The organism is Pontibacter sp. T17 (genome assembly GCF_057219875.1).
On record NZ_JBXVVW010000001.1, the window covers coordinates 487,725 to 510,974 of the forward strand.

The 23,250-nt window shown below is 60.6% G+C and carries 20 protein-coding genes and 1 tRNA gene; 13 read left to right on the forward strand and 8 right to left on the reverse strand.

Annotated elements, in window-relative coordinates; all coding sequences use genetic code 11:
• Positions 1–19: 19 nt before the first annotated feature.
• From AC2D8O_RS02270 to AC2D8O_RS02295, 6 genes are all read right to left on the reverse strand, one after another.
• Positions 20–412: a VOC family protein gene (locus tag AC2D8O_RS02270; protein ID WP_484677159.1), complete on the reverse strand. Its 393-nt coding sequence runs from the start codon at positions 410–412 to the stop codon at positions 20–22.
• A complete protein-coding gene (locus tag AC2D8O_RS02275; protein WP_484677160.1) occupies positions 409–1,467 on the reverse strand; it encodes an aminotransferase-like domain-containing protein in 1,059 nt (352 codons plus the stop codon). The genes AC2D8O_RS02270 and AC2D8O_RS02275 overlap by 4 nt, the downstream gene beginning before the upstream one ends.
• A gap of 49 nt (positions 1,468–1,516) precedes the next feature.
• The gene (locus AC2D8O_RS02280; protein ID WP_484677161.1) at positions 1,517–2,299 is read right to left on the reverse strand and encodes a hypothetical protein; all 783 of its coding nucleotides are present in this window, start codon (positions 2,297–2,299) and stop codon (positions 1,517–1,519) included.
• Positions 2,300–2,665: 366 nt separating this feature from the next.
• Positions 2,666–3,745, reverse strand: coding sequence for a DUF6544 family protein (locus AC2D8O_RS02285; protein WP_484677162.1), 1,080 nt, complete (start codon positions 3,743–3,745; stop codon positions 2,666–2,668).
• Between the two features lie 96 nt (positions 3,746–3,841).
• A complete protein-coding gene (locus AC2D8O_RS02290; protein WP_484677163.1) occupies positions 3,842–4,465 on the reverse strand; it encodes a hypothetical protein in 624 nt (207 codons plus the stop codon).
• A 68-nt stretch (positions 4,466–4,533) separates the two neighbouring features.
• A complete protein-coding gene (locus AC2D8O_RS02295) occupies positions 4,534–4,986 on the reverse strand; it encodes a DoxX family protein (protein ID WP_484677164.1) in 453 nt (150 codons plus the stop codon).
• Between the two features lie 111 nt (positions 4,987–5,097).
• Here AC2D8O_RS02295 and AC2D8O_RS02300 point away from each other — a divergent pair, with 111 nt between their 5' ends.
• The 9 genes from AC2D8O_RS02300 to AC2D8O_RS02340 all read left to right on the forward strand — a co-directional run bounded on the left by AC2D8O_RS02300 (position 5,098) and on the right by AC2D8O_RS02340 (position 15,179).
• Positions 5,098–5,703, forward strand: a complete 606-nt coding sequence (locus AC2D8O_RS02300; RefSeq protein ID WP_484677165.1) for a Crp/Fnr family transcriptional regulator — start codon at positions 5,098–5,100, stop codon at positions 5,701–5,703.
• A 6-nt stretch (positions 5,704–5,709) separates the two neighbouring features.
• Positions 5,710–6,222, forward strand: coding sequence for a hypothetical protein (locus tag AC2D8O_RS02305; protein WP_484677166.1), 513 nt, complete (start codon positions 5,710–5,712; stop codon positions 6,220–6,222).
• Complete coding sequence (locus AC2D8O_RS02310) at positions 6,222–6,740, forward strand: DUF4265 domain-containing protein (protein ID WP_484677167.1); 519 nt, start codon at positions 6,222–6,224, stop codon at positions 6,738–6,740. Before AC2D8O_RS02305 ends, AC2D8O_RS02310 begins: the two co-directional genes overlap by 1 nt.
• A gap of 31 nt (positions 6,741–6,771) precedes the next feature.
• Entirely contained in the window at positions 6,772–7,629 is an 858-nt protein-coding gene (locus AC2D8O_RS02315) for a methylated-DNA--[protein]-cysteine S-methyltransferase (RefSeq protein WP_484677168.1), read from the forward strand.
• Between the two features lie 84 nt (positions 7,630–7,713).
• Entirely contained in the window at positions 7,714–8,268 is a 555-nt protein-coding gene (locus AC2D8O_RS02320; protein WP_484677169.1) for a hypothetical protein, read from the forward strand.
• 101 nt (positions 8,269–8,369) lie between these two features.
• Positions 8,370–9,257, forward strand: a complete 888-nt coding sequence (locus tag AC2D8O_RS02325; RefSeq protein WP_484677170.1) for an ABC transporter ATP-binding protein — start codon at positions 8,370–8,372, stop codon at positions 9,255–9,257.
• Positions 9,254–12,805, forward strand: a complete 3,552-nt coding sequence (locus tag AC2D8O_RS02330) for a hypothetical protein (protein ID WP_484677171.1) — start codon at positions 9,254–9,256, stop codon at positions 12,803–12,805. The genes AC2D8O_RS02325 and AC2D8O_RS02330 overlap by 4 nt, the downstream gene beginning before the upstream one ends.
• 74 nt (positions 12,806–12,879) lie before the next feature.
• Positions 12,880–13,731, forward strand: coding sequence for an SDH family Clp fold serine proteinase (locus AC2D8O_RS02335; protein WP_484677172.1), 852 nt, complete (start codon positions 12,880–12,882; stop codon positions 13,729–13,731).
• Between the two features lie 392 nt (positions 13,732–14,123).
• Positions 14,124–15,179 carry an NAD(P)-dependent alcohol dehydrogenase gene (locus AC2D8O_RS02340; RefSeq protein ID WP_484677173.1) on the forward strand — a complete coding sequence of 352 codons (1,056 nt, stop codon included), beginning with the start codon at positions 14,124–14,126 and terminating at the stop codon, positions 15,177–15,179.
• Between the two features lie 125 nt (positions 15,180–15,304).
• Here AC2D8O_RS02340 and AC2D8O_RS02345 read toward each other — a convergent pair.
• Positions 15,305–15,377 (reverse strand) — tRNA-Phe (locus AC2D8O_RS02345).
• 268 nt (positions 15,378–15,645) lie between these two features.
• On the opposite strand from AC2D8O_RS02345, the gene AC2D8O_RS02350 reads away from it, so the two are divergent.
• From AC2D8O_RS02350 to AC2D8O_RS02365, 4 genes are all read left to right on the forward strand, one after another.
• Positions 15,646–17,007, forward strand: a complete 1,362-nt coding sequence (locus AC2D8O_RS02350) for a 4Fe-4S dicluster domain-containing protein (protein ID WP_484677174.1) — start codon at positions 15,646–15,648, stop codon at positions 17,005–17,007.
• Between the two features lie 62 nt (positions 17,008–17,069).
• On the forward strand, positions 17,070–17,873 hold the full coding sequence (locus tag AC2D8O_RS02355; protein WP_484677175.1) for a (Fe-S)-binding protein: 804 nt from the start codon (positions 17,070–17,072) through the stop codon (positions 17,871–17,873).
• Between the two features lie 99 nt (positions 17,874–17,972).
• A complete protein-coding gene (gene mce, locus AC2D8O_RS02360; protein WP_484677176.1) occupies positions 17,973–18,371 on the forward strand; it encodes a methylmalonyl-CoA epimerase in 399 nt (132 codons plus the stop codon).
• Positions 18,372–18,495: 124 nt separating this feature from the next.
• Positions 18,496–19,839 (forward strand): glycosyltransferase family 39 protein, encoded by a 1,344-nt coding sequence (locus tag AC2D8O_RS02365; protein WP_484677177.1) that lies wholly within the window; start codon positions 18,496–18,498, stop codon positions 19,837–19,839.
• 226 nt (positions 19,840–20,065) lie between these two features.
• On the opposite strand, the gene AC2D8O_RS02370 is transcribed toward AC2D8O_RS02365, so the two are convergent.
• The gene (locus AC2D8O_RS02370; protein WP_484677178.1) at positions 20,066–23,248 is read right to left on the reverse strand and encodes an ATP-binding protein; all 3,183 of its coding nucleotides are present in this window, start codon (positions 23,246–23,248) and stop codon (positions 20,066–20,068) included.
• Positions 23,249–23,250: the final 2 nt, after the last annotated feature.

Genomic DNA, 23,250 nt, shown 5'->3' on the forward strand with positions numbered 1-23,250 from the left:
CTGCCTGCTTACAGCGAGGCTACCCCCGCTTCGGTTCTATCAGGTCCCAGAGGTTGCCGTAGAGGTCGCGGAACACCGCTACGGTGCCATAAGGCTCATGCCGCGGCGCTTCGTTGAAGTGCACACCCGCCGCCAGCAGGGCCGCATGGTCGCGCGCAAAGTCGTCCGTTTCCAGAAACAGCCACACGCGCCCGCCGCCCTGTTTCCCTATCTGCGCCTGCTGCTCGGCTGTGGCGGCTTTGCCCAGCAGCAGCGCCACGCCCCCGCCAGCAGGCTGCACCACCACCCAGCGTTTGCCGCCGCCCATGTCGCTGTCTTCCACCACCCGGAAGCCCAGACACCGCACAAACCAGTCGCGTGCCGTGTCGTAGTCGGCTACCAGATACGTCACCTGCGCAATGCGGCTGCTCATGCCCGCAGCGTGTTGGCGATGATGTCCAGTGCCAGCCGCAGCCTTGCGGGGTCGTTCTCGCCGCCCAGCGCCACGCGCATGCCCGGTGCCACGTCGGCGCTGGCTGCAAACGGCTGGTGCGGTATTACCCCTACGCCAGCGTCGGCAATGGCTTTCAGCACGTCAGCGGCACGGCCTGTGGGCAGGGGCAGCCACAGGTGAAAGCTGTGCGGGTGTGTCGTGGGCGGGAACAGCCCACCCAGCGCTTCTTTCGCTATCTGCTGCCGCACCCGCGCTTCGGCCTGTTTCTTTTCCAGCAGCTGCTGATACGTGCCATCCGCCACCAGCGCCCGCAGCAGGTGCAGATACACCCGTGATGGCCCATGACCGCTGAACCGCACCCCGGCGTGTACTTTGTCGGCCAGCTGGGGCGGCGCCAGCAGCACCGCCACTTTCACGGCAGGCGCCAGCGGCTTGGTCATGCTCTGTAGGTAGAAAGCCCGTTCCGGTGCCAGGTGCGCCAGCGAGGGCAGGGGAGCGGCTTCCAGAAAGCCGTAGGCGTCGTCATCCATCAGCCACAGGTCGTGGGCGCGGGCTACGGTTACCAATGCTTCGCGGCGGGCCAGCGGCATGGTCACGCTCAGCGGATTGTGCACGTTCGGCATCAGATACACCGCTTTCACTTCGCCGGCCAAACGGGCCAGTGCATCGGGCAGCATGCCGTCGGCGTCGCCGGGCACGGGCACCAGTTTGTAGCCCATATGGGCGGCCAGCCCCACGGTACCGCTGTAGGTAATGGGGTCTACGGCGATGGCGTCGCCGGGCTTCAGAAGGGCGGTGAACAGCGCCGTGAGCGCGTTATGACCCGTGGCGGCCACAAACACCTGCTCGGGCGCTACGGTGTGGCTGCCCCGCTTCCAGGCATCGGCAATCCACTGGCGGGTGTCGGCGCTCTGCTCTATGACGAGATACTGCTCCAGTGCGGCGGCATCGGTGGCCAGCAGGTCGCGCAGGCGCTCGCGCACCACCGCGGCCGTGCCCGCCGTCACCGGATAGTTGAACTTCAGGTCAATCATGCCGCTAAGTAACGCCTTCTCCCCTTCACCCTGAAGTGGTTAGGGATTCTTAACGGGGGTTACGCAGTTCTCTGTAGGTCTTCCTTTTTTCATCAAGATATTTAAGGAGACTACTGATGTTCGTAAGAAGATATTCAGATTCTTCTTCTTTTAGAAGATGATTGTCATGGGCCATACTTTCATTATTTCTGACATCGTTGAATTTTCTTAATACACTGATATTTGTTTTTAGCAGTATATCGGCGGCACTATCTGATAATAATAATTCATCAGAAATAAGCCTTTTTCTCAATTTGCCAAATAGTGAATCCAATGATTCCTCTTTGTTATGATCTAATCCAATCTCATCGCAATATTGCCTTATATATTTTGTCATAAAAGTATGCATACGGTCAATTGCTGAATTGAACGCTTTTCTTGATATTGAGTTCTTTATTTCTGCTGCTATTGTTTTCCAGTCTTTATCCCTGCCTACACTAACCATCTCTGTAATATGACTTGTCTTTATATCGAAAGTTTTTTGATTAGCGATGAAATTAACGGTTTCATCGAAAGTAGCTTTCTTTTCATGTGGTATCCAACCTGAAATCAGACAATGCTCCAACAAATCTCTAATGACAGAGAATACCAGATTTTCGTCTTCAATTCTTATAAAAGTTCTTAATCTTTTTGCCTTTGAATCACCATTTTCTTTGTATTTTCCATCATCTATTTTAATTCCATGGGAGTAAAAAAAATCATTGAATGTACTATTAGAGAATCCAGAAACATACCCAGATTGTAAGTCAAATAATTTCTCTAGTCTTAACCTAAGATGTGTCTTTGCGTCCATATTGTTTAATTATTGCTCTAAGTTAAGTAGCTAGTTTTATTCTTACTAACAGTTTCTTGGAAAGCAGAACCATCTGAGCGGAATTCCCCACCACGTCATTTCGAGCGCAGCGAGAAATCTACTTATAGGCGGCAGCGCCGCCTTCCCTGCAGTGGGTACCGGACTGCTTTCAGCAGCCCAAAAGTAGATTTCTCAGGAAGCCTGTGGCAACCTTCGAAATGACGTAACCCCGCCTCACCACGTCATCTCGAGTCCCGTGTGAGCGGGACGAAGAGATCTGTTCCCCGCGACAGGCAATACGTGCTCCCCTATAGATTTCTTCGGCCTCTGGCCTCGAAATGACGTATAGAGCGAGCCCACCCCCCCTCACTCCACCCCCACTTCCAGCCAGGTCCACGGGCCGGTCGGCAGCTGCCACGTCACGGCGCAGTGGGTCGCTATCCGCTGGCCGCCTACGGTGCCCCAGTCGGTGGCGGTTATCACCCAGCGCCGCCGCTCCTGCCGCCCGTCAAACGTGCCCCAGCGGTCGGTCTCGTAGCGCAGAAAGTCGCCCGCAGGGGTAAAGTGGAAATCACCCGCTACGGTCAGGTCGCCCGCTACCAGCGTGGCGCGGGCACTGGTGTCGCTGGTTTGCTGCCAGTGCACACTGCCCAGCAGGGCCATGCTGGGCCGCCACGCCAGTTCGGCCAGCCAGCGTTGTAGGGTGGCTTCGTCTATTTCGGGGCCGTGGGCGTCGGCCAGTGTCAGCCAGCCCAGTGCGCGTATGGTCATGCCGCCGTGGCCCTGCGCCAGCCGGTCCAGCCCCTGCACGGGCAGGCCATACATCGCCAGTTCGGTGGTCCACACAAAGCCCGGCGTGCGGTACCAGAATGTCTGTTCGGCGGTGAAGGCTACCCAACTGCCCTGCGGCTTCAGCTGCATACGCCCCCGCTGGCGTATCGTGAAGGGCGCAATCGTAGCCTGACTGGCGCTGCTGTGCACCAGCCAGCGCCGCACCACGGGGGGCAGGGTGTCCAGCGGTTGCAGGGAAACGGTAGCCTGGCCATCGGCTGCGTTCAGGCGTTGGCGCAGGGCGTCGGCATCGCGCCCCAGCTGCCAGAAGCCTACTGCCACCACCGCCGCCAGCGTTATCAGCACGTTGGCCACCGTACCGGCTTTGGCGTCGGGCCAGTGCAGGATCACCAGCACCTGACTCGCCACGGCGGCCATCAGGGCTGCTGCCCACCACAGGGGGGCGCGTGCGGCGTGCAGCAGGGCCGTCAGCAGCAGCAGGGCACAGGCCGTTGCCCAGCCCCAGCCGCTCAACCGTAGGCCGGTTTCAGTCAGCGGCCACAGCGTGCGGCCCGTCAGCTGGGGCACACTGCCCAGCCCCAGAAATTTCACCACGCCCAGCAGGTGTATCAGGCCGTGCAGTGCGATGAGTGCCGTCAGCAGGTAGCGCAACATAATGCCAGTCAGTTGGTTGTACACCGAAAGCTAGCACCACCCGGCCCCGCATTCCATGACGGTTGCCAGCTTTTGCGCCACTTTTGCGCAGGTCTGTCATTTCAGCAGCTGCTGCACAAACAACCCCACGAAGTCCAGGCGGTCGCGGCTCCGGCCATAGAATTCCACGTTGTAGGCCACGCCAAACTGTGTGTTGCCCATCATCAGGCCCAGGCGGTAGTTCTGGTAGCTGCGCAGATGGCCCCAGGGGCCGTAGCTGTTCAGGCTCTGCACGCGGGTGTACAGGCGCAGGCGCTCGGTCAGACGGGGGCGGTATTCCACCACGCCAAACAGCTCGGTGGCGGCGTTGCGGTACAGGTCTACCCGCGGCACCAGACTCAGCGTCAAGCGCTCGGTGCGGTGTACAAAGTGCAGCGCCAGCGCCGGCCGCAGGCCTGGCCCGTTCACAAACCACGTGCCCGCTGCCAGTTTGAATTTGCTGCCCAGCTGATACGTCGCGTATGCCTGGCTCATCAGCTCGTCGCCGCGGCTTTTGTCGGCATACACCAGCAGGCTCGTTGTGTGAAAATAGCCCCACCGCGAGCCCTCGCGCAGCGGTTTGCCGAAGTAGTGCTGCCACCGGTACAGGTTCGGGGCGGCCATTATCTCCGCGGGTATCGTTTGGGCAAAGGCCTTGCCCATCCCTGCCGCCAGCAGCAGGATTGTCAGTAGTGCGCGCATAACAAAGAAGCCCCTGGGAGTGAGGCAGGGGCGTGAGGTGAGTGTGGAGTGAAGGAGGAGCGAGTGGGTCAGGCCAGCTTGCGGGCGGTCAGGTAGCGGTCTACCGAGGCCGTGCCGCCGCCGGTGGTCAGCAGCGAGGCCGCCATGCCCAACACCAGCAGGTGAAACTCATAGCCCTCCGACGCCTTCGTACCATACCAGTTCATGAAAAACCCGTGCGGCAGGTGCACCATCAGTATCATGCCCACGAACATGCCGAAGACAGCCACTGCCACCGGCCGCGTCAGAAAGCCCGCCAGCATCAGCAGGCTGCCAAGAAACTGCACCTGTATCACGGCGAAGGCCACCAGCCATGGCAGGCCCGCCTGTTTCGTGAAGTAGTCCATCGTGGCCACAAAGCCGTTGCCGCCAAACCAGCCCAGCATCAGCTGCGCCCCGTGCGCAAACAGCATGAGGCCCAGTGTCAGGCGCAGGAAAAGGCCGCTCCAGTGTTTGTCGGTTTGAATGAAAAGAGAAGTCATGGGTGAGTGTGTTTTTGTGTGCTGCAAAACTCCGCCGCCTGCTACCCCCACCCAATGAACCAGTTCACCATCTTTGCTTGAACTGGTTCAAGCCCCCCCCCCATCCGGTACATGACTTCTCTCGAGACGCTGGCCCCGCTCCTGCATTCCATCCAGCAGCATGTGCAGCTGTCCCCCACCGAGGTGGGTCAGTTGCAGCAGCATGTGCAGCAGCGCCGCGTGCGCAAGGGGCAGGTGCTCATTTACCCCGGCATGCAGGTGGGCCACACGTGGTTTGTGCGCAGCGGCAGCCTGCGCCTGTTTCACATAGACCGCGAGGGCAACGAGCACATTCTCCAGCTGGCCATGGAAGACTGGTGGATTGGCGACAAGCGCTCGTTCGACCAGCAGCACCCCTCCATCCTCACCCTCGAGGCCCTCGAAGACTGCGACCTCCTCGAGTGCAGCCGCCAGAGCCTCTATTACCTCTTCGACACCGTGCCGCCCATGGAGCGCTACTTCCGCATCATGGCCCAGAACGCCTACATCGCCTTCCAGCAGCGCGTGCTTCAGAACCTCAGCCTCCCTGCCGAAGAGCGCTACCGGCTTTTCCATGCGCGTTATGCCGCGCTGGAGCCCCGCCTCTCGCAGAAGAACATCGCCAGCTATCTCGGCATCACCCCCGAATATCTCAGCCGCATCAAAAAGGAAATGCGCCTGAAAGAAAACCTCTCCTGACCCCCCATGCGCTTCCTGCTCCTGTTGCTTCTCTTCCCGCTGGCACTTTCTGCGCAGGTGCAGCAGCAGCCAGTGACGTGGTACCACGCACAGTTGAAAAAGCACTGGCAGAAAGCAGGAGCCGACACAAAGACTCTGTCGTCCAGTGTGTTTCCGGTGGTGGAAGAACACCTGGCGCAAAGTACACCCGAATACGTGGAGGTGCTTTCCTTCCGCTTCGACGACGCATCCAACACTGTCGCCACGCATTTCCTCTATTACTATCCTGACTGGGTCATGTACTTCGGCCTGGAGGAGAAGCGGGGCCAGAAGGCCGAGGTTCAGTCCATCGCCCGGCTCTCGCGCAGGGAAGTCTCGCAGCGCCTCCTTCCCTACTGGCGGGCCCTCACCGAGGCACACACGCCCGACCCCGCCGCCGAGCTTACCGTCTGGCTTCTCACACCCGATGCCGCCATCGACACCCGCCAGCACTGGGTGTCCGACTCCCTGGCTAATTTCGGACGCATTCTATCTGAATAATGACACTTCCCTACTCGCTACCGAATTCAGACGCCGAACCCGAACACAAAGTCCGTTTCTATGAGACAGAAGAAGGCCTTTTTCAGGGTAAGGTTGAAACACTTTGGGCATTAAGGGTGGGAGAAGATCTCTTTCAGTTGAAGAATACGCCATTCTATACACGTCATGTAGCTTCTGACGATATCGTTCGCTGCACCCATGATGTAGGTTGGATGTGGGATTTTCAGGCAGTAGTTACACCCTCAGGCAACTCTACAATACACATTCTTGTACCTACATCAGAAGAATATGACCGGTGCACGCATGAGCTGGCTGGGTTGGGTATCTGGTTTGAAGGGATTTCGCCTCATGAATTGCTTATAGCAGTGGATATTCCTGCCGATAAGCCTTATGCTCCCATACGGTCATGGCTTTTTTTCATGAAAGAGAAGTTCCTATGGGATTTTCAGGAATCCTGTCTTTCCGCCCGACATTGGCCTGATGTTGTCGCAGATGCATCACCGCAGAATCCGGATTGACTCTCCGCCCCCCAGCCCGGATGTTTGTACTGTGTCGCTCCCACTCACCTCCTCCCAACCCGAACTGGACTATGCCCGCATCGAGCAGGCCATCCAGTACATAGCCGCCAACGTGGCCCGGCAGCCCTCGGTAGAGGACATCGCCAGCCAGGTACACCTCAGTCCGGCCCACTTCAGCCGCATGTTCACCCAGTGGGCGGGCACTTCGCCGCAGCGGTTTCTGCGCTTCCTCACCAAGGAATATGCCCGCGAGGTGCTCCGCTCCACCGGCGACCTTCTCCACACCACCGAGGCCGTGGGCCTCTCCAGCACCAGCCGTCTGCACGAGCTCTTTCTCACCTTCGAGGCCATGACGCCCGGCGAATACCGCGCCCGCGCCGCTGGCCTCACCCTCCGCTACGGCTTCCACGCCACGCCCTTCGGCGAATGCCTGCTCGCCATCACCGACCGCGGCATCTGCTGGCTCTCCTTTCAGCCCGACACCCAGCGCGAGACAGCCCTCGCCGACCTCGCCCGCCATTGGGACGGCGCACTGCTGGCGCCCGCACCCGAGGCCACGGCCGTGTATGCTGCCCAGCTGTTTGCCGCCCAGTCTTCCAACCAGCGCCTCCATCTCGTCCTCAAGGGCACCAATTTCCAGATCAAAGTCTGGGAGGCGCTCCTTCACATCCCCGAAGGCGCATGCGTATCCTATGGCACGGTAGCAAAGGCCATTGGCAAACCGGGTGCCGAACGGGCGGTGGGCACAGCCATCGGCTCCAACCACATCGGCTGGCTCATTCCCTGCCACCGCGTCATCCAGCAACAGGGTGGGCTGGGGGGCTATCGCTGGGGTGTTCCCCGCAAGCAGGCCCTGCTGGCCTGGGAAGCCGCCCGCATCGCCGGCTGAAACCTCCCCGAAGTCGCACCCCCTACACACAGAAGGGGGCCACCTTCTGGCGTCCCTCCGCGGGCTGTCCTGCACCTTGCGGGCATGAACGAAACGCTGCCCGCCCTGCTCGACAACGCACTGGTCATGCTCAACCGCCTCAACGACCTCTACCACCGGCTGTTCGAGATGATTGAGATTCACACCATGTCGGGCAAACCCCTGCCTGCCGCCGCGCAGCAGATTTCGCGTGTCGCGGCGCTCTACCGCGCACAGGCCGCCCTCTGTGCCCGGCTCTCTGCGCAGGTAGAAGCCGAGCAGCGCCGCGCAGAACAGCACCAGCACCAGCAGAAGCAGTCAAGCCTGCCTGCTGCCCGCCCGACTACCGTTTCAGCCGCCCCCAGCAGCACCGTCAGCTCACAGCCTGCGCAACGCCCCACATCTCAGGCGCAACCTGCGCCCGCTGGCCCGCCCGCTGTGCAGTCGCCCAAGCCATCTGCTCCTTTAGTAAGCTCCACACAGGCTGCCGCCGCGCACGTAGCCGCTCCGCCGCTCGACAGGCCCATCCGCAACCACGCCGAGGCCCAGGCCTCCCTCCGCGAGCTCGCCAAACTCCTCGCCACCGACCTGCCCGACTTACCCGTGCCAAAGGGAAGGTGACGCTCCTGAGCTGGCACCGGCGCATGCAACCCCGCTAGCGAAAAGTGGTCATTGGCTTGAACTGTTTCTTACAGTTCTGTCCACTCCACTCACACTGGTGCATGCTCCACCTCGACCTCCTCACCAAGACCTACGCCAATGGCGTTCGCGCCCTCGACGGCGTATCGCTTACCATACCGCGCGGGCTCTTCGGGCTCCTGGGCCCCAATGGTGCGGGTAAATCTACCCTCATGCGTACGCTGGCCGGCCTTCAGGACCCCGACAGCGGTACTCTCTCCTTCGACGGCCAGCCCATCGCTGCCGACCTCACCGCACATCGCGCCCGCCTCGGCTACCTCCCGCAGGACTTTGGCGTGTATCCCGGCGCCTCCGCCGCCGATCTGCTCCATTACCTCGGGGTCCTCAAGGGGCTCACCGACGTCCGCGCGCGTACAGCACAGGTGGAGGCTCTCCTCGTGCAGACGAACCTCTGGGAGCATCGCAACCGCGCTGTCAGCGGCTTTTCGGGCGGCATGCGCCAGCGTTTCGGCATCGCACAGGCTCTCCTCGGCGACCCCCGTCTCGTCATCGTTGACGAGCCCACCGCCGGCCTTGATCCCGAAGAGCGTAACCGCTTCCACAATCTCCTCAGCGAAATTGGCGAGCAGGTGGTCGTCATTCTTTCCACCCACATCGTTGAAGACGTGCGGCAGCTGTGCCCCCAAATGGCCATACTGGCGCAGGGGCGGGTGTTGCGCGCCGGCGCACCCGATGCCCTGGTGAACGAACTCCGCGGCCGTGTCTTTTCCGCCGACGTTGCCAAGGCCGACGTCCCGGCCCTTCGCCAGCGCCATCACGTCCTTTCCGCCCGCCTGCACGCAGGCCACACCCGTCTGCGCATTCTTGCCGCAGCGGCTCCGGAGGGCTTCTCCCCCGCCGAGCCCGACCTCGAGGATGCCTATTTCCTCGCCCTCACCCAGCCTGCCACCACAGCCATCCCACAGGCATGATCGCTCAACTCCTCCGGTTCGAGTGGCGTTTTCACGTCCGCAAGCTCACGTTCTGGGCAGCGGCAGCCCTCATGGTGTTTGTGGCGTTTGTCCTCATTGCCACGGGTTTCGGCCCCCGCTCTGTCTTCGTCAACTCGCCCTATACCGTCGTGTACGACAGTGCCATGCTGTCGCTCCTTAGTGTGTTTGTGGTCATGGTGTTCACCGCCGGGGCCGTCCTCCGCGACTTCGAGCACCGCATGGCCGGCATCGTCTTCGCCACGCCGATCGGCAGGTTCCGCTACTTCCTTTCACGCTTTGGCGGCATGACACTGGCGGCTGCCACCGTCATGGTGCTGGCCCTGCTGGTGCTCATGCTGGCCCCCTTCGGGGTAAGCCTGCCGCCCGACCGCCTGGGGCCCTTGCATCCGCAGCTCTATCTCTGGGCACTGGGGGTCATTGTCCTGCCCAACCTCCTGTTTATCGGGGCGGTGCTGTTCGCGGTCGCGGTATTGGGCCGCAGTGCCCTGCTGTGTTACGTGGCGGCTGTGGCCCTGTATGCGCTCTACTGGGTGGCCGCCATGCTCATCGATTCTCCCCTGATGGCCGGTGCCGCGCCTGCCACCCCCGAAGCACTGGCCCGCGCCGCCCTCCTCGACCCCCTGGGCCTCTCGGCTTTCTTCGAGCAGACCCGCTATTGGCCGCCAGCCCTCCGCAACACCCAGCTGCCACAGCTGACAGGCCATTTGCTGTGGAACCGCCTCGGCTGGCTGGCCGCTACGGCAGCTCTGCTGGGCTTTGTATATCATCGCTTTGCCTTCAGCGAAAAGCCCGCCCGCGCGCCCAAGGCAGCTGTCGCCAAAGCCGACCCCGCCCCCCAGCGGGCCTACGTACCCGTGCGCCCGGGCACTGCCAGCGCCACAGGTATACTGTTCCGTACCCTGCTGAAGCAGGAACTCCGCCAGCTCGGCGGCTGGATTCTCGCTGCCCTGCTTCTTCTTTGGACGTTTGTGGTAGCAATGGAGTGTGTCGGCCAGCTGACCGGCGAGTACGGCACCCCTCAGCTGCCTACTACCGCCCGCATGCTCGATGCCATCCAGGTGCCTTTGAGCCTGTTCGGAACGGTCGTCATTGTGTATTACGCGGCGGAAATCTGCTGGCGCGAACGCCTCTCCGGCATGGCCCCTCTGCTGGACGCTACACCCGCACCCGATGTCTGGCGCTATCTGGCCAAGCTGGCTGCGCTCGCCGCCCTGCCACTGCTGCTTGCCCTCACCGGAATTCTCACCGGCATTGGTGTGCAGCTGGCCCTGGGCTACACCCGTCTCGATCTCCTCGCCTACCTTTCGCTGCTCTGGTTTGGGGTGTATCCGCTGGTGCTCTTTGCCGTGGCCGCGCTGGTGCTGCAACTCCTGCTGCCCAACCGCTGGCTGGGGCTCTTTGCCGGACTGGTCACAGCCCTGCTGTCCATGCAGGCATCCAGCCTCGGGCTCGAACATCCGCTCTGGAGCTTCGCCAAAGGCCCTGTTGGCGGCTACTCCGAGATGGACGGTTTCGGCCCGGTGCCACTCACCTTTGCAGCCTTCATGCTTTACTGGACACTGCTGGCTGTGGCGCTGGCCGCACTGGGCTGGGCACTCTGGCCACGGGGTCCACAGGCCGCTTTCAGCCAGCGTGTGCGCAGCATCCCCCGCCAGCTGGGCGCCGAAGGCCGCAGGCTGGCGGTTTCCGCGCTGGCAGGCTTCCTGCTGGTGGGGGGCGGGCTTTACTGGCAAACCACCATGCGCCACACCTGGCGCAGCACTTCTGCCACCATTCAGTGGCGCGCCGACTACGAGCTGTCCTACCGCCGGTTTCACACCCGCCCATTGCCCACAGGCACACACCTTCAGCTGGTGTTGCGCCTGGAGCCCACCCAGCGCAGGGCCGAAACCAATGGCAGCCTGCTGTTGCGAAACAGCACGCCCCACGCCCTCGACACCCTGCTTGTTACCCTGCCGCAGGGCGTTGATTCCGCTGCCATCAACCTGGTGGGTGGGCGCCTTGTACACCACGATGGTCGGCTCGGTGTCTGGCTCTTTGTACCCGACAGTCTGTGGGCCCCCGGCGCCTTCCGTACCCTCACGTGGACGTTCGTGCTCAACCGCGGGGGCATTCAGCTGAATCCCGCCGCCGATGTCACGGCCAACGGCACCTATCTCTCCGACGACGTGCTGGTGCCTACTCTCGGCTACCGCCCCGGCTTCGAGCTCTCCCGTCCCGATCTCCGCCAACGGTATGGCCTCACCCAGCCCCGTACCGAACGTGCCGCGCTTCCTGCCGACTCCGCCCAGCGCACCGCTTTGGCAGCGGCTCCTCATCTGCGGCCCTGGCGCACTTTCCAGCTCGATGTCATTGCCCCGGCCGATCACCACGTCGCAGCCACCGGCCTGCTCGCACGCAGGTATGGCACCGAGGGCTATACCCTCAGCCGCTTCCGCAGCAACGGCCGTGTCACCCCTCAGTTGAGCGTGGCTGCTGCCCGCTACGCAGTGCGCCAGCAGCGTGTGGGCGGCGTCGAGGTTAGTATCTACTACCACCCCGCCCACCAGGCCAGCATCGCCCGTATGATGACCGCCGCCGCGCAGTCGCTCCACCTCTTTTCCCAGCAGTGGGGCCGCTACCCGCACAGCCAGCTTACCATCGCCGAGGTGCCCAGTTGGGCCGGGTTCGCCGCCTATGCAACCACTGGCACCATTTTCTTTACTGAGAACCGTGGCTTCACCGCTGCCGCCGAAACAGGTCAGGTTGACCTCATTGGCAGGCGTGTAGCCCACGAGATTGCCCACCAGTGGTGGGGCCACCGTCTGGACCCCGCCGATGTAGTAGGCGCTACCACGCTGGTAGAGTCGCTGGCCAAGTACGCCGAGCAGCGGTATCTGCACCAGGTCTACGGCCCGTCTGCATTGGGCCCCATGCTTGCCTTCGATGAAGACCGCTATTTCCTGGGCCGCGCGGGCGAGGGCGAAGACGAAGTGCCCCTGCTTGCCGCCACCAACGACGCCTACCTCTACTACGGAAAAGGTGCCATTGTAATGAACGGCATTGCGCAGGCCTTGGGCTACGCCGAAACCGATAGCCTGCTGCGGCAGTTGCTGCACCGCTACGGCGGCCCGGATGGCAAGGCCACCATGCTCGACTTCCGCGACCTCCTCCTGGCCCGCGCCTGCACCGCCGCCGACAGCGCCCGCTACACCGACTGGCTCTCGGGGCGCTCTGTCACCGACTACCGCATTGACACCACCCAGGTGGAAGCCCTCTCCAGTGGCCGCTATCGGGTGCAGGCACGCATCTCGGCTCAGACTTGGCCCAGCGCAGAGGCCGCGCCCATCCCGCTGGCCGACGACAGCGTGGACGTGGCACTGCACACCACCGACGGCAGGTTGCTGCATCAGGGTCGGTACCGCCTGCAACAGGGCGCCCTGAACCTCCAGCTCGACGTGCCAAACCGGCCCCACACCCTGCACCTCGACCCCACCTACGCCCGCCTCGACCCCAACCGCCGCAACAACCAGAGAAAAGTGGAGTAGGGGCGAAGATTAAAACGTCTAATTTTTACAACATTACTTTGGTCTTCATGGGTTATACTCGCAAAAAATAACTTATGAAAACTGCTTTTGATGCAACCCTTCAATCTATTTTAAATGAACGTCTAATTGCTCTCGAAGAGCATTTTCAAGCAGATTTTGTATTTTACTATGGATCAATACATGACGGTATAGTTCCACTTTTTCGTGATATTATAGAAGAGCTTAAGGATGCTGATAATAGAGGCCGACTTTGCATAATATTGAACACCCCTGGTGGAAGTGCAGAGGCTGTTGAAAAACTGATTACAATTACGCGCACAAATTACGAAGAGGTATATTTTATTGTCCCTGATTCAGCTTATAGTGCAGGTACTATCTTCTGTATGTCCGGGGATAGAATATATATGGACTATTCGTCATGTCTTGGCCCAATTGACCCACAGATCCATAACGGAACTTCTTGGGTTCCAGCATTAGGATATATTGATAAAGTTGAGCAGTTTGTTGAAAAATCAAATGCAGGGACACTTTCAAATGCAGAGTTTATGATGCTTCAGCAGCTGGACCTTGCTATGCTGAATCAATGTGAACAAGCCAGAGAACTTACGGTTGCATTATTGACCGACTGGCTTGTGAATTATAAATTCAGAAACTGGGTAACGCATAGGAATGGAAGGCGGGTTACAGATCGAGCGAAGCAGCAAAGGGCTACAGAGATAGCTCGTGAATTGGGAGACAACCGACGTTGGCATTCACATGGTCGTGCCATCAACATCAATGCTCTCCGAAAGTTGAAACTTAAGATTGAGGACTTCTCTGAAGACAGGCCCCTCCGCTCACTCATTCGCAGCTACAACGATGTGATTTGCCAGTTTATCGCACGTACTGGACAGCAGATGTTGATTCATTCACGACTTCATATCTAACTTCGCAACATGGCAAAGCTTGTATCCAAAGTCAAGAAAGTGCTTAGAGCTCCCGAGTCAATTGGGGCTGGTGAGTTTGCCAAACTTAGTGAGGTTAACTCTTTGATAAACAAGCTGATGGCGAGTGGTCTTGGACGCCGACCCGTTTACAACATTCCTGAGAGAGATACCGTGGGTAGGTCGTTGTACTCGCATTCTACTTCCTCTGCAGAGAAGGATTATCTCGCCCGTAGGTAGCATCTGAGCTTACTGGCATAGTCTCTTAAGGTCGCCACACGTGGCGACCTTTTTATTCCCGAAACCATCCGGTTCCGGGCTGCGTTCCTCCTGCTTCGGTAGGTAAGGGGGAAAGGATTGCCTACCTTACACAGGCAATCCTTTCCCCCTTACCCATGCAGACACGTACCGTTAACGCCATCGGCACCCAGGCCGCCACGGCACCCCTGGGCCCCCTCACCATCGCCCGCCGCGATGTGCAGGCCAACGACGTCGAGATCGACATCCACTACTGCGGCATCTGCCACTCCGACCTCCATACCGCCCGCAACGAATGGCATGGCACCACCTATCCCGTGGTTCCAGGCCACGAGATTGTGGGCAAGGTCACCCGCGTCGGTGCTGGTGTTACCCGCTTCAAGGTCGGCGACCTCGTCGGTGTCGGCTGCTTCGTCGACTCCTGCCGCGACTGCGAATACTGCCGCCGTGGCGACGAGCAGTTCTGCGACTCCGGCCCCATCTACGTCTATAACTCGCCCGACAAACACCTGAACACCCTGACCTACGGCGGCTACTCCGAGGCCATTGTAGTGGACGAACACTTTGTGGTGCGCGTACCCGAGAAGCTGGATCCTGCCGCCGCCGCACCGCTGCTCTGCGCGGGCATCACCACCTATTCGCCGCTGAAACACTGGAAGGTGGGCCCCGGCTCCAAAGTAGGCATTGTGGGCATTGGGGGGCTTGGCCACGTAGCCGTGAAGTTTGCCAAGGCCATGGGCGCACACGTGGTGGTGTTCACTACCTCGGCGGGCAAGGCCCAGGAGGCCGCCAAGCTGGGTGCCGACGAAGTGGTGCTCTCCACCAACGCCGAGCAGATGCGCCGCTATGGTCGCAGCCTTAACTTCATCCTCGACACTGTTTCGGCTGCCCATGACGTCAATGCCTACCTCGGCCTGTTGAAGGTGGATGGCGCGGTGGTGCTGGTGGGCCTGCCGATGGAACCCCTGCCGGTTATGTCGTTCAATCTGGTGATGGGGCGCCGTAGCTTTGCCGGTTCCAACATCGGCGGCATGGCCGAAACTCAGGAGATGCTGGACTTCGCCGCCCAGCACAACATCACCGCCGACATCGAGATCATCTCGGCCAGTCAGGTGAACGAAGCCTACGAGCGCATGATCAAGGGCGATGTCCGCTACCGCTTCGTCATCGACATCGCGTCGTTGAAGCAGTAAGCTGTTCTCGGCTCAACACGGATACACAGGCTCCGCAAGGGGCCTGTGTTGTTTTGCGGGAAGTACAGCATCCCTGACAGGCCCCCAAAAGCAAAACGCCCCGGAGTGCGGGGCGTCGTGGGGTGTGGTGATGGACGGAATCGAACCGCCGACACGTAGATTTTCAGTCTACTGCTCTACCAACTGAGCTACATCACCGCATTGTCAATCCTGCCGCGTGTAGCAGGAAGGGAGCGCAAATATACACGGTTTTCGTTTCGCGCAAGTGGCCTGTCCAAAATTCTGTCGTTCTGCACGGTCTGCGGCCCCCACAGCGTGGACTCCGTATAAACTGGCCCGCTTTTTTGCGCTTTTCGGTGTTCCTATCGCTCGTTAGCCCGTTTCCGTGCTATTTTCGGCAGACCTGAAGGCTGTAGCAGCCCTGCGGCCTCCGGGTATTACCCCTCCCCATACGCAGTTCATCCCCATGAGCGTAGTTTCTCAACTCCTGTTCCTGTTGGTGTTTGCAGGCGCCGTCGGGCTGTTCGTCCGCAGCGCACGCCGCATCCGGCGCAACATCCTGCTGGGCCGCGACGAAGCCCGCACCGACAACCCCGGCCAGCGCTGGCGCAATATGTTCCTCGTGGCCGTGGGCCAGAAGAAGATGGTGCGGCGCATTGTGCCCGGCGTCCTGCACCTCATGGTGTACGTCGGCTTTCTGGTCATCAACATCGAGGTGCTGGAAATCGTGGTGGACGGCCTCTTCGGCACACACCGCTTCTTCGCGCCCTACCTTGGGGGCCTCTACAGCGCCATTACCTACACCGCCGAGCTCTTCCTGGTGCTGGTGCTGGTAGGTACGCTGGGCTTCCTGGCCCGCCGCGACATCGTTAAGGTAAAGCGTTTCTCGGGCATCGAGATGACCGGCTGGCCCACGCTGGACGCCCACCTCATTCTGGCCATGGAAATCGTGCTGGTGACCGCCCTTGTGGTGATGAATGCCGCCGACCAGCTGCTCATGGCCCGCGGCGTGGTAGAAGCCCACGGCGCTTTCCCCTTCAGCAGCCTTATCGCCCCCATGTTCAATGGCCTGTCTGACGGCACCCTGCACGTGGTGGAGCGCGCCGCCTGGTGGCTGCACATTCTGGGCATTCTGGCCTACCTCAACTACCTGCCCTTCTCGAAGCACCTGCACATCATGCTGGCCTTCCCCAACACCTGGTTCTCCAACACCTACGTGCGCCCGCTGGGCAAGCAGCCCATCAACGAGAAGGTGAAGAAGGAAGTGGAGCTGATGCTGAGCGGCGACCCCTTTGCCGCCCCGGCGGAGCCCGCCACCGATGCCCCCGCCCTGCCCGAACGCTTCGGCGCCAAGGACGTGACCGACCTCCGCTGGACCGACCTGCTCAGCGCCTACACCTGCACCGAGTGCGGCCGATGCACCAGCGTGTGCCCCGCCAACACCACCGGCAAGCTCCTTTCGCCCCGCAAAATCATGATGGACACCCGCGACCGCATGGAAGAAATTGGCCGCGTGATCGACACCAAGGGCAAGTGGGAAGACGACGGAAAGAGCCTGCTGGGCAGCTACATCACCGCCGAGGAAGTGTGGGCCTGCACCACCTGCAACGCCTGCGCCGAGGCCTGTCCAGTCAACATCAACCCGGTGGCCATCATCAGCCAGCTGCGCGAGTACGCCGTGATGGAAGAGAGCGCCGCCCCGCAGCAGCTCAACGCCATGTTCAACAACGTGGAGAACGCCGGCACGCCCTGGGCCTTCTCGCCCTCCGAGCGCTTCAACTGGGCCAACAACGTGACCCTGCCCGCTGACAAGGCCCCCAAAGCCTGAGGCCCCTCCGCACCCTTCCGACCCTATTTCTCCCCCCAACCGACATTCCCTCCCCACGATATATGGCAGAGCAGACCCAAGTGAACGTACCGCTGATGGCCGACTACGCCGCGCGCGGCGAGCAGCCGGAAGTGCTCTTCTGGGTGGGCTGCGCAGGCTCGTTCGATGAGCGCGCCCAGCGTGTCACCCGCGACTTTGTGAAGATCCTCACCCACCTCGGCATCCGCTACGCCGTGCTGGGCACCGAGGAAACCTGCACCGGCGACCCCGCCAAGCGCGCCGGCAACGAAATGCTCTTCCAGATGCAGGCCATGACCAACATTCAGGTGCTCAATGGCTACGGCGTGAAGAAGATCGTGACCACCTGCCCCCACTGCTTCAACACCCTGAAGAACGAGTATCCGGCGCTGGGCGGCGACTACGAGGTGGTGCACCACAGCCAGTACCTCAACGAGCTGCTGACCTCGGGCCGGCTGGCCGTGGAAGGCGGCGCCTTCAAGGGCAAGAAGATTTCCTACCACGACAGCTGCTACCTGGGCCGTGCCAACGACGTGTACGAGGCCCCGCGCGAGGTGATCAAGGCGCTGGACGCCGACCTCGTGGAGCTGAAGCGCTGCCGCACCAACGGCCTGTGCTGCGGCGCGGGCGGTGCCCAGATGTTCAAGGAAGCCGAGAAAGGCAACAAGGAAGTGAACATGGAGCGCACCGAAGACATCAAGGAAGTGAAGCCCGACGTGGTGGCCGTGGCCTGCCCCTTCTGCTCGACCATGCTGTCCGACGGTGTGAAGTACAACCACCTACAGGACACCACCAAGGTGATGGACCTGGCCGAGCTGGTGGCCCGCGCCAACGGCCTTACCGAATAACCGTTTACTTACAGACGGGAGCAGCCGTGCGGGTTTTCCCTCACGGCTGTTCTATTTTGCAGCCCCGAATCCCGTACCCCCAACCCCCCCCCCTTCGCCATGCAGATCGAACACCTGGGCATTGCCGTGAAAGACGCCGCCGCCGCCATCGACACCTGGACCACCCTGCTGGGCCGCGCCCCCTACAAGGAGGAGGTGGTAGAGAGCGAGGGCGTGCGCACCATCTTCTTCCAGACGGGCGAGAGCAAGATAGAGCTGCTGGAGGCCCTGCACGCCGACAGCCCGATAGCGAAGTTTCTGGAGAAGAAGGGCGAGGGCCTGCACCACGTGGCGATGGCCGTGACGGACATCCGGGCGGAGATGGCGCGCCTGAAGGCCGCAGGCTTCCAGCTGCTGAACGAGGAGCCGAAGCACGGCGCCGACAACAAGCTCATCTGCTTCGTGCACCCGAAAAGCACCGGCGGCGTCCTGCTGGAGCTGTGTCAGGAGCGGGGTTGAGGCATATTTTGGGGAGCCAGTGCAGAAAATCGGTTAAGTTATAGCATATATTAGCTGTAGCTTAACCGGATTTCTTGACGTGCATAGCAGAATAGGATGGTATCTATATGCATTACTTGCATTCGTGCCGTTTCTGGGGCTTGATTACCAAAGCCTATGGCTTGACGAGTTGTATTCAATGATGGCAGTGGCGCCCCACAAATCCTGGGCGACTCTGACATCAGATTTAGCAAGCACAGACGCACATCCACCGCTTTATTTCTGGCTGCTGCGGCTCTGGTGTGATGTTTGGGGACATACAGCTGTAGCTGGCCGTGCCCTTTCTGCCCTTTTTTCGGTGCTGGCCTCGGGCGCAATCTTCTTGACGGTTAAAGATTCAAGAGGTCATACTGCGGGTGTTTACGCAGCAATACTCTCGCTGTGCACTGTGCATTTCCTTGAATACGCGCAGGAGGCAAGGATGTACTCGCTGATGATGCTGCTTTCTGCCATCATCATATGGCGAATGAGCCGTTTCATGCAAGGAAAGCTTACCCTCAACAGGTCTGCTGTAGAAATGGGCGTGCTGGGCGCAGTTTCGCTATATGTGCACTACAATTGCCTTTTTCTTATTTTCGGAATTGTATTATCCTTTATTATAATTGATTTAATCGGGAAGAAGCATTTTGATGTAAAGACTCTGAAGTGGTCAATATTATCATTGGCCATTGCATTTATTCCATTTTTACTCTGGCTTCCTACATTTATATTTCGATTGACACATGGAGGCACAGGCTGGCTGCCTCCGCCTGTTTTCAGATCATTGATTACAATTCAATTTCAATTGACAGCAAAGGAGCTGGTTTTTTCTCTTCTTTCTACAGTTGGAATTATAGCTGCTTTGTTTCGTTTTTATCAACTTATCAAAGGAAAGAAAGAAGACTCACTGGTTGTTTTCCTGATTATATTCATTGGCTTGGGAGCACTAATGCCATACTGTGTATCATTGACTGTGGTACCTGTTTACCAGACACGATACCTTTTGTATCTGCTGCCAGCTCTAATCTTATTGGCATCGGAGGGATTAGCGCTTGTACCAATTAGGGTCCGATTCGCTGTAATTGTCTTTCTCATTATTTCTTTTGGTTATACCATGCATGGGCGCGGGTTTTTGAACAGACCAACAAAAACGCAGTTTCGTGAATTATCAAAAGCGATGGTGGAAAGAGACGAAAATAGCCCAATGATCAGTTCTAAATTTTCATTTTTTAACTATTATATGAAAGAATTTGGATATACCGATACTGTTATCAGCACCGATATATATTTTCCCAAATCAAAAGTTTTATTGCCTTCCAATTTTTGGATTTTGAGTGGCCATTATAATGAAGGAATACAGGAATTACTGCCCCATCTGGATGGATTCGTTAAAATAGATTCAGTGCAGTTGTACGATGCTTATGCCTGGAAGTATCGGGCAGAGGAATGAAGTACTGGCCAATATGGCAATAGGCTCTAAATCAGATACTCTTGTAATAGGGCAGCACTTATATTTTGCTAAAATTCAATGGACAGTCATTTCGAAGGTTGGCGCAGCTTTCCTGAGAAATCTACCTGTGGGCTGCCGCTGGCAGCCCGACCTAGCGGCTGAGAAGGCGGCTCTACGCCGCCTACAAGTAGATTTCTCGCTGCGCTCGAAATGACGTGCTAGGGGGCTACTCACTCAGCGGCAGTTTTACCGTGAAGGTGGTGCGGCCGGGTTGGCTGTCGGCGGTGAGGGTGCCGCCGTGGCGCTCTACGATGCGGCGGGCGATGTCCAGGCCCAGGCCCGTGCCCTCGCCCTGCGGCTTGGTGGTGTAGAAGGGCTCGAAGATGTGGGGCAGTGCGTCGGCGGGGATGCCGGGGCCGTCGTCGGTGATGCGCACCACAGCGTCGGTGCCCTCGGCAAAGTACTCGACCTTCAGGTGGCCTTTGCCGTTGAGGGCGTCCACGGCGTTGGAGATGAGGTTGTTCCACACCTGTGCCACTTCGTCGGGGAAGACGGGCACGGCCGGCATGGCGGCAAAAATGCGCTCGACGGCGATGCCGTACTTCAGGCGGTTCTGTTGCAGGGTGAGGGCGGTGTCGAGGCTCTCGGCGAGGTCCACGGGCATGCGCATGGGCTGCTGCGGGCGGTGGCTGTAGTAGCGAAGGGCCTGGATGACGCGGGCGGCTTTGTCGCTGGCCTGGAGAATGTTGTCGAGGTTGCGCTTCAGCTGGGCCAGCTTGTAGACCTTGTCGAGGATGTCGCTGCTGTAGGGATTGAGGAAGAGGGGGATGTAGCGGTCTACGCCCTCGGTGACGCGGATTTCGACGAGCTCCTTGGCCAGTTCGGAGGCGTTGGGCACGGAAAAGCGGTCCAGGACGGTCTGCACCTGGCCGCGGAGGGCACGCTCCTGCTCGGGGGCGATGTCGAGGGTGGAGGTGCTGCTCTGCTGGACGAGCTCGAGGAGGAGCCGGGCGGTGTCGTCGGGCAGCTGGCGCAGGAGGACGGGGATTTCGAGAAGGGTGGCGCCGAGGGCCCGGTCGATGTTGCGGCCACTGGCCTGTATGGCACTGAGGGGGGTGTTGACCTCGTGGGCCACACCGGCGGCGAGACTGCCGAGGGCGGCCAGTTTCTCCCGCTGCACCAGGAGGTTCTGGATGTGTTCCACCTGCCCGGACGATTCGGAGCGGGAGTCGCGGGCGGTAGCGGCAGTGCGGACCAGTTCTTCGTGGCTGGCCTGGAGGTCGGCAAGGCGGCGTTGCAGTTCGCGCTGATGACCGCTCTGGAAGCCGGCGCCGATGAGCCAGCCGAGGGCGCGGGCAAAGGCGATTTCGTCGGGCTGCCAGTCGCGGGGCAGGCCGGTGTGTTCGAGCATGAGGAGGGTGCGGGCCTGGCCTTCGCGGTAGGCGAGGACGGCGATGCAGGACACGACGGGGTCTGGGCCGTGCTGGAAGTGGGCGAGGGCGGTGGTGCGGTTGTCGACGGAGACGAACTTGACGGCGACGGCGGGGTCGTTGTCGAGCGAGTTGACGAGTGCCTGCCAGTCGGGTGCGGGCTGGGGTGCCAGGGAGTCTTCGTCATTCTCGGGCATGGGGTACACGAGTGCGGGCATGACGGCATCGGCATCGGCGTCGAGGAGCCAGATGACGGCGCGTTTGAGCTCGAGGGTGTCGACGGCGGCATGGGTGGCCTGGAGGCACAGCGATTCGAGGTCCTGAATGTCCTCGTAGCGGAACTGTGCCAGGGCGTTTTCCTGTGCACTGGTGCGGGCGTCGCGCTCGGCGGCTTCGAGGGCTGCGAGGCGCTGTTCGGTGTGGTCGGCGAAGCGGTATTCGAGTGCTTCGAGGGTGGCGGTGAGGCGGCCTTCGAGGTATCGGGTGCGGCCGTGGCTGTCGGTGACGCGCAGTGGCAGGACGATTTCGGTGCCAGGGGTTGCGCTGTTGAGGTCGCGGAGGGCGTTCTCCAACTGGGGCGCATCGCTGGGGTGGAGCCATTCGGCGAGCCAGCGCATGAGGGCACTGCCGGTGGCATGGCCCAGGAGGCTGGCGGCCTGGTCGTCGAGGTCTACGATGGGGTCGCCATTGGGCAGTGCGCGGAAGGTGAGGACGGCGGACGCCGGGCCGTTGGCCTGCTGGGTGCGCAGCTGTTCCAGTTGGTGGCGGAGGGCATCGACCTGAGTGCGGAGGGTGTCGGCCTCGGTCTGGAGGGCGATGACACGCTGCTCGGCCTGCTGACGGGCTTCGGTGGCGTGGGTAAGCTGTGCGGAGAGGTCGGCGAGCTGCTGGAGGAGGTCGGGATCGGGGGTGGCGTCGGGAATGGGCTGGTCGGCGGCGAGTTCGCGGAGACGCTCGATTTCGAGATGGGCTGCCCGTAGGCGCTCGGCGTATTCCTCGCGGGCGCTGGCGGCGGTGGCTACTTCGGCACGTGCGGCGGAGAGCTGTCGCTCGATATCGCCAAGATGGGTTTCCACTTCCTCGGCACGGCGGCGGAGTGCGTCGAGCTCGGCGGGTGGTGGGGTGTCGGCGGCGGTGGGTGCGGCGGTGCTTTCGGCCTGCTGCTCAAAGGGGCGGACGGTGCCGAAGGCCCGCATCATGTACTGGTTGTCGTCGAGAATGCCGCGGAGCTGGAATTCGGCGGTGAAGCGCTCGCCATTGGGGCGGCGGAGATGGTAGGGGAAGCTGTCGGCGTAGTCGCCGGCGCGGGTACGGGCCACGCGGACGATGCGCTGGACGATGTTGGAGACGTTGGCGGCGTCGGAGAACTGGGCCATGAAGCGCGTGAAGGCCATGCGCAGGCCGTTTTCGACGTCGCGGGTGGTGCCCAGCAGGGTGAGCATGTGGTCGTTGAAGACGAACTCGAGGGTGCCGAGGTCGAGCTCCCAGGTGGGGACGCCGGCGAGTTCGATGACCTGTTCGAGCTGCTGCTCGCGGCGGACGAGGGAGATTTCGGCTTCCTTCTGGGCGCTGACATCGCGGCCGACGCAGAAGAGGGAGCCTGCCTCGAGGCCGGCGAAGCAGCTCCAGGCAATCCAGCACCAACGGCCATCGGCGGTGCCAATGCGGGCTACGACATTGAAGCGGTCTTCGGCGGAGCGGACGGCCTCGCGGCAGCGGCGGAAGGTATCACGGTCGTCGGGGTGGAGGAGAGAATCGACGTCGCGGCCGAGGGCATTGTCGGCGGTGTGGCCGGTGAGGGTTTCGAAGGCCGGGTTGAGTCGGGCGAAGTGGCCTTCGGCATCGATGATGGCGAGGATGTCGGGGTAGAAGGCGTAGATGCGCTCGCTGTACTGTTCGAGGAGAAACTTCTGTGCCACTTCCACACCGACGTTTGGAACAGCTTCAGGGGCAGGTTGTTGCGTGATATTTTCGCTCATGA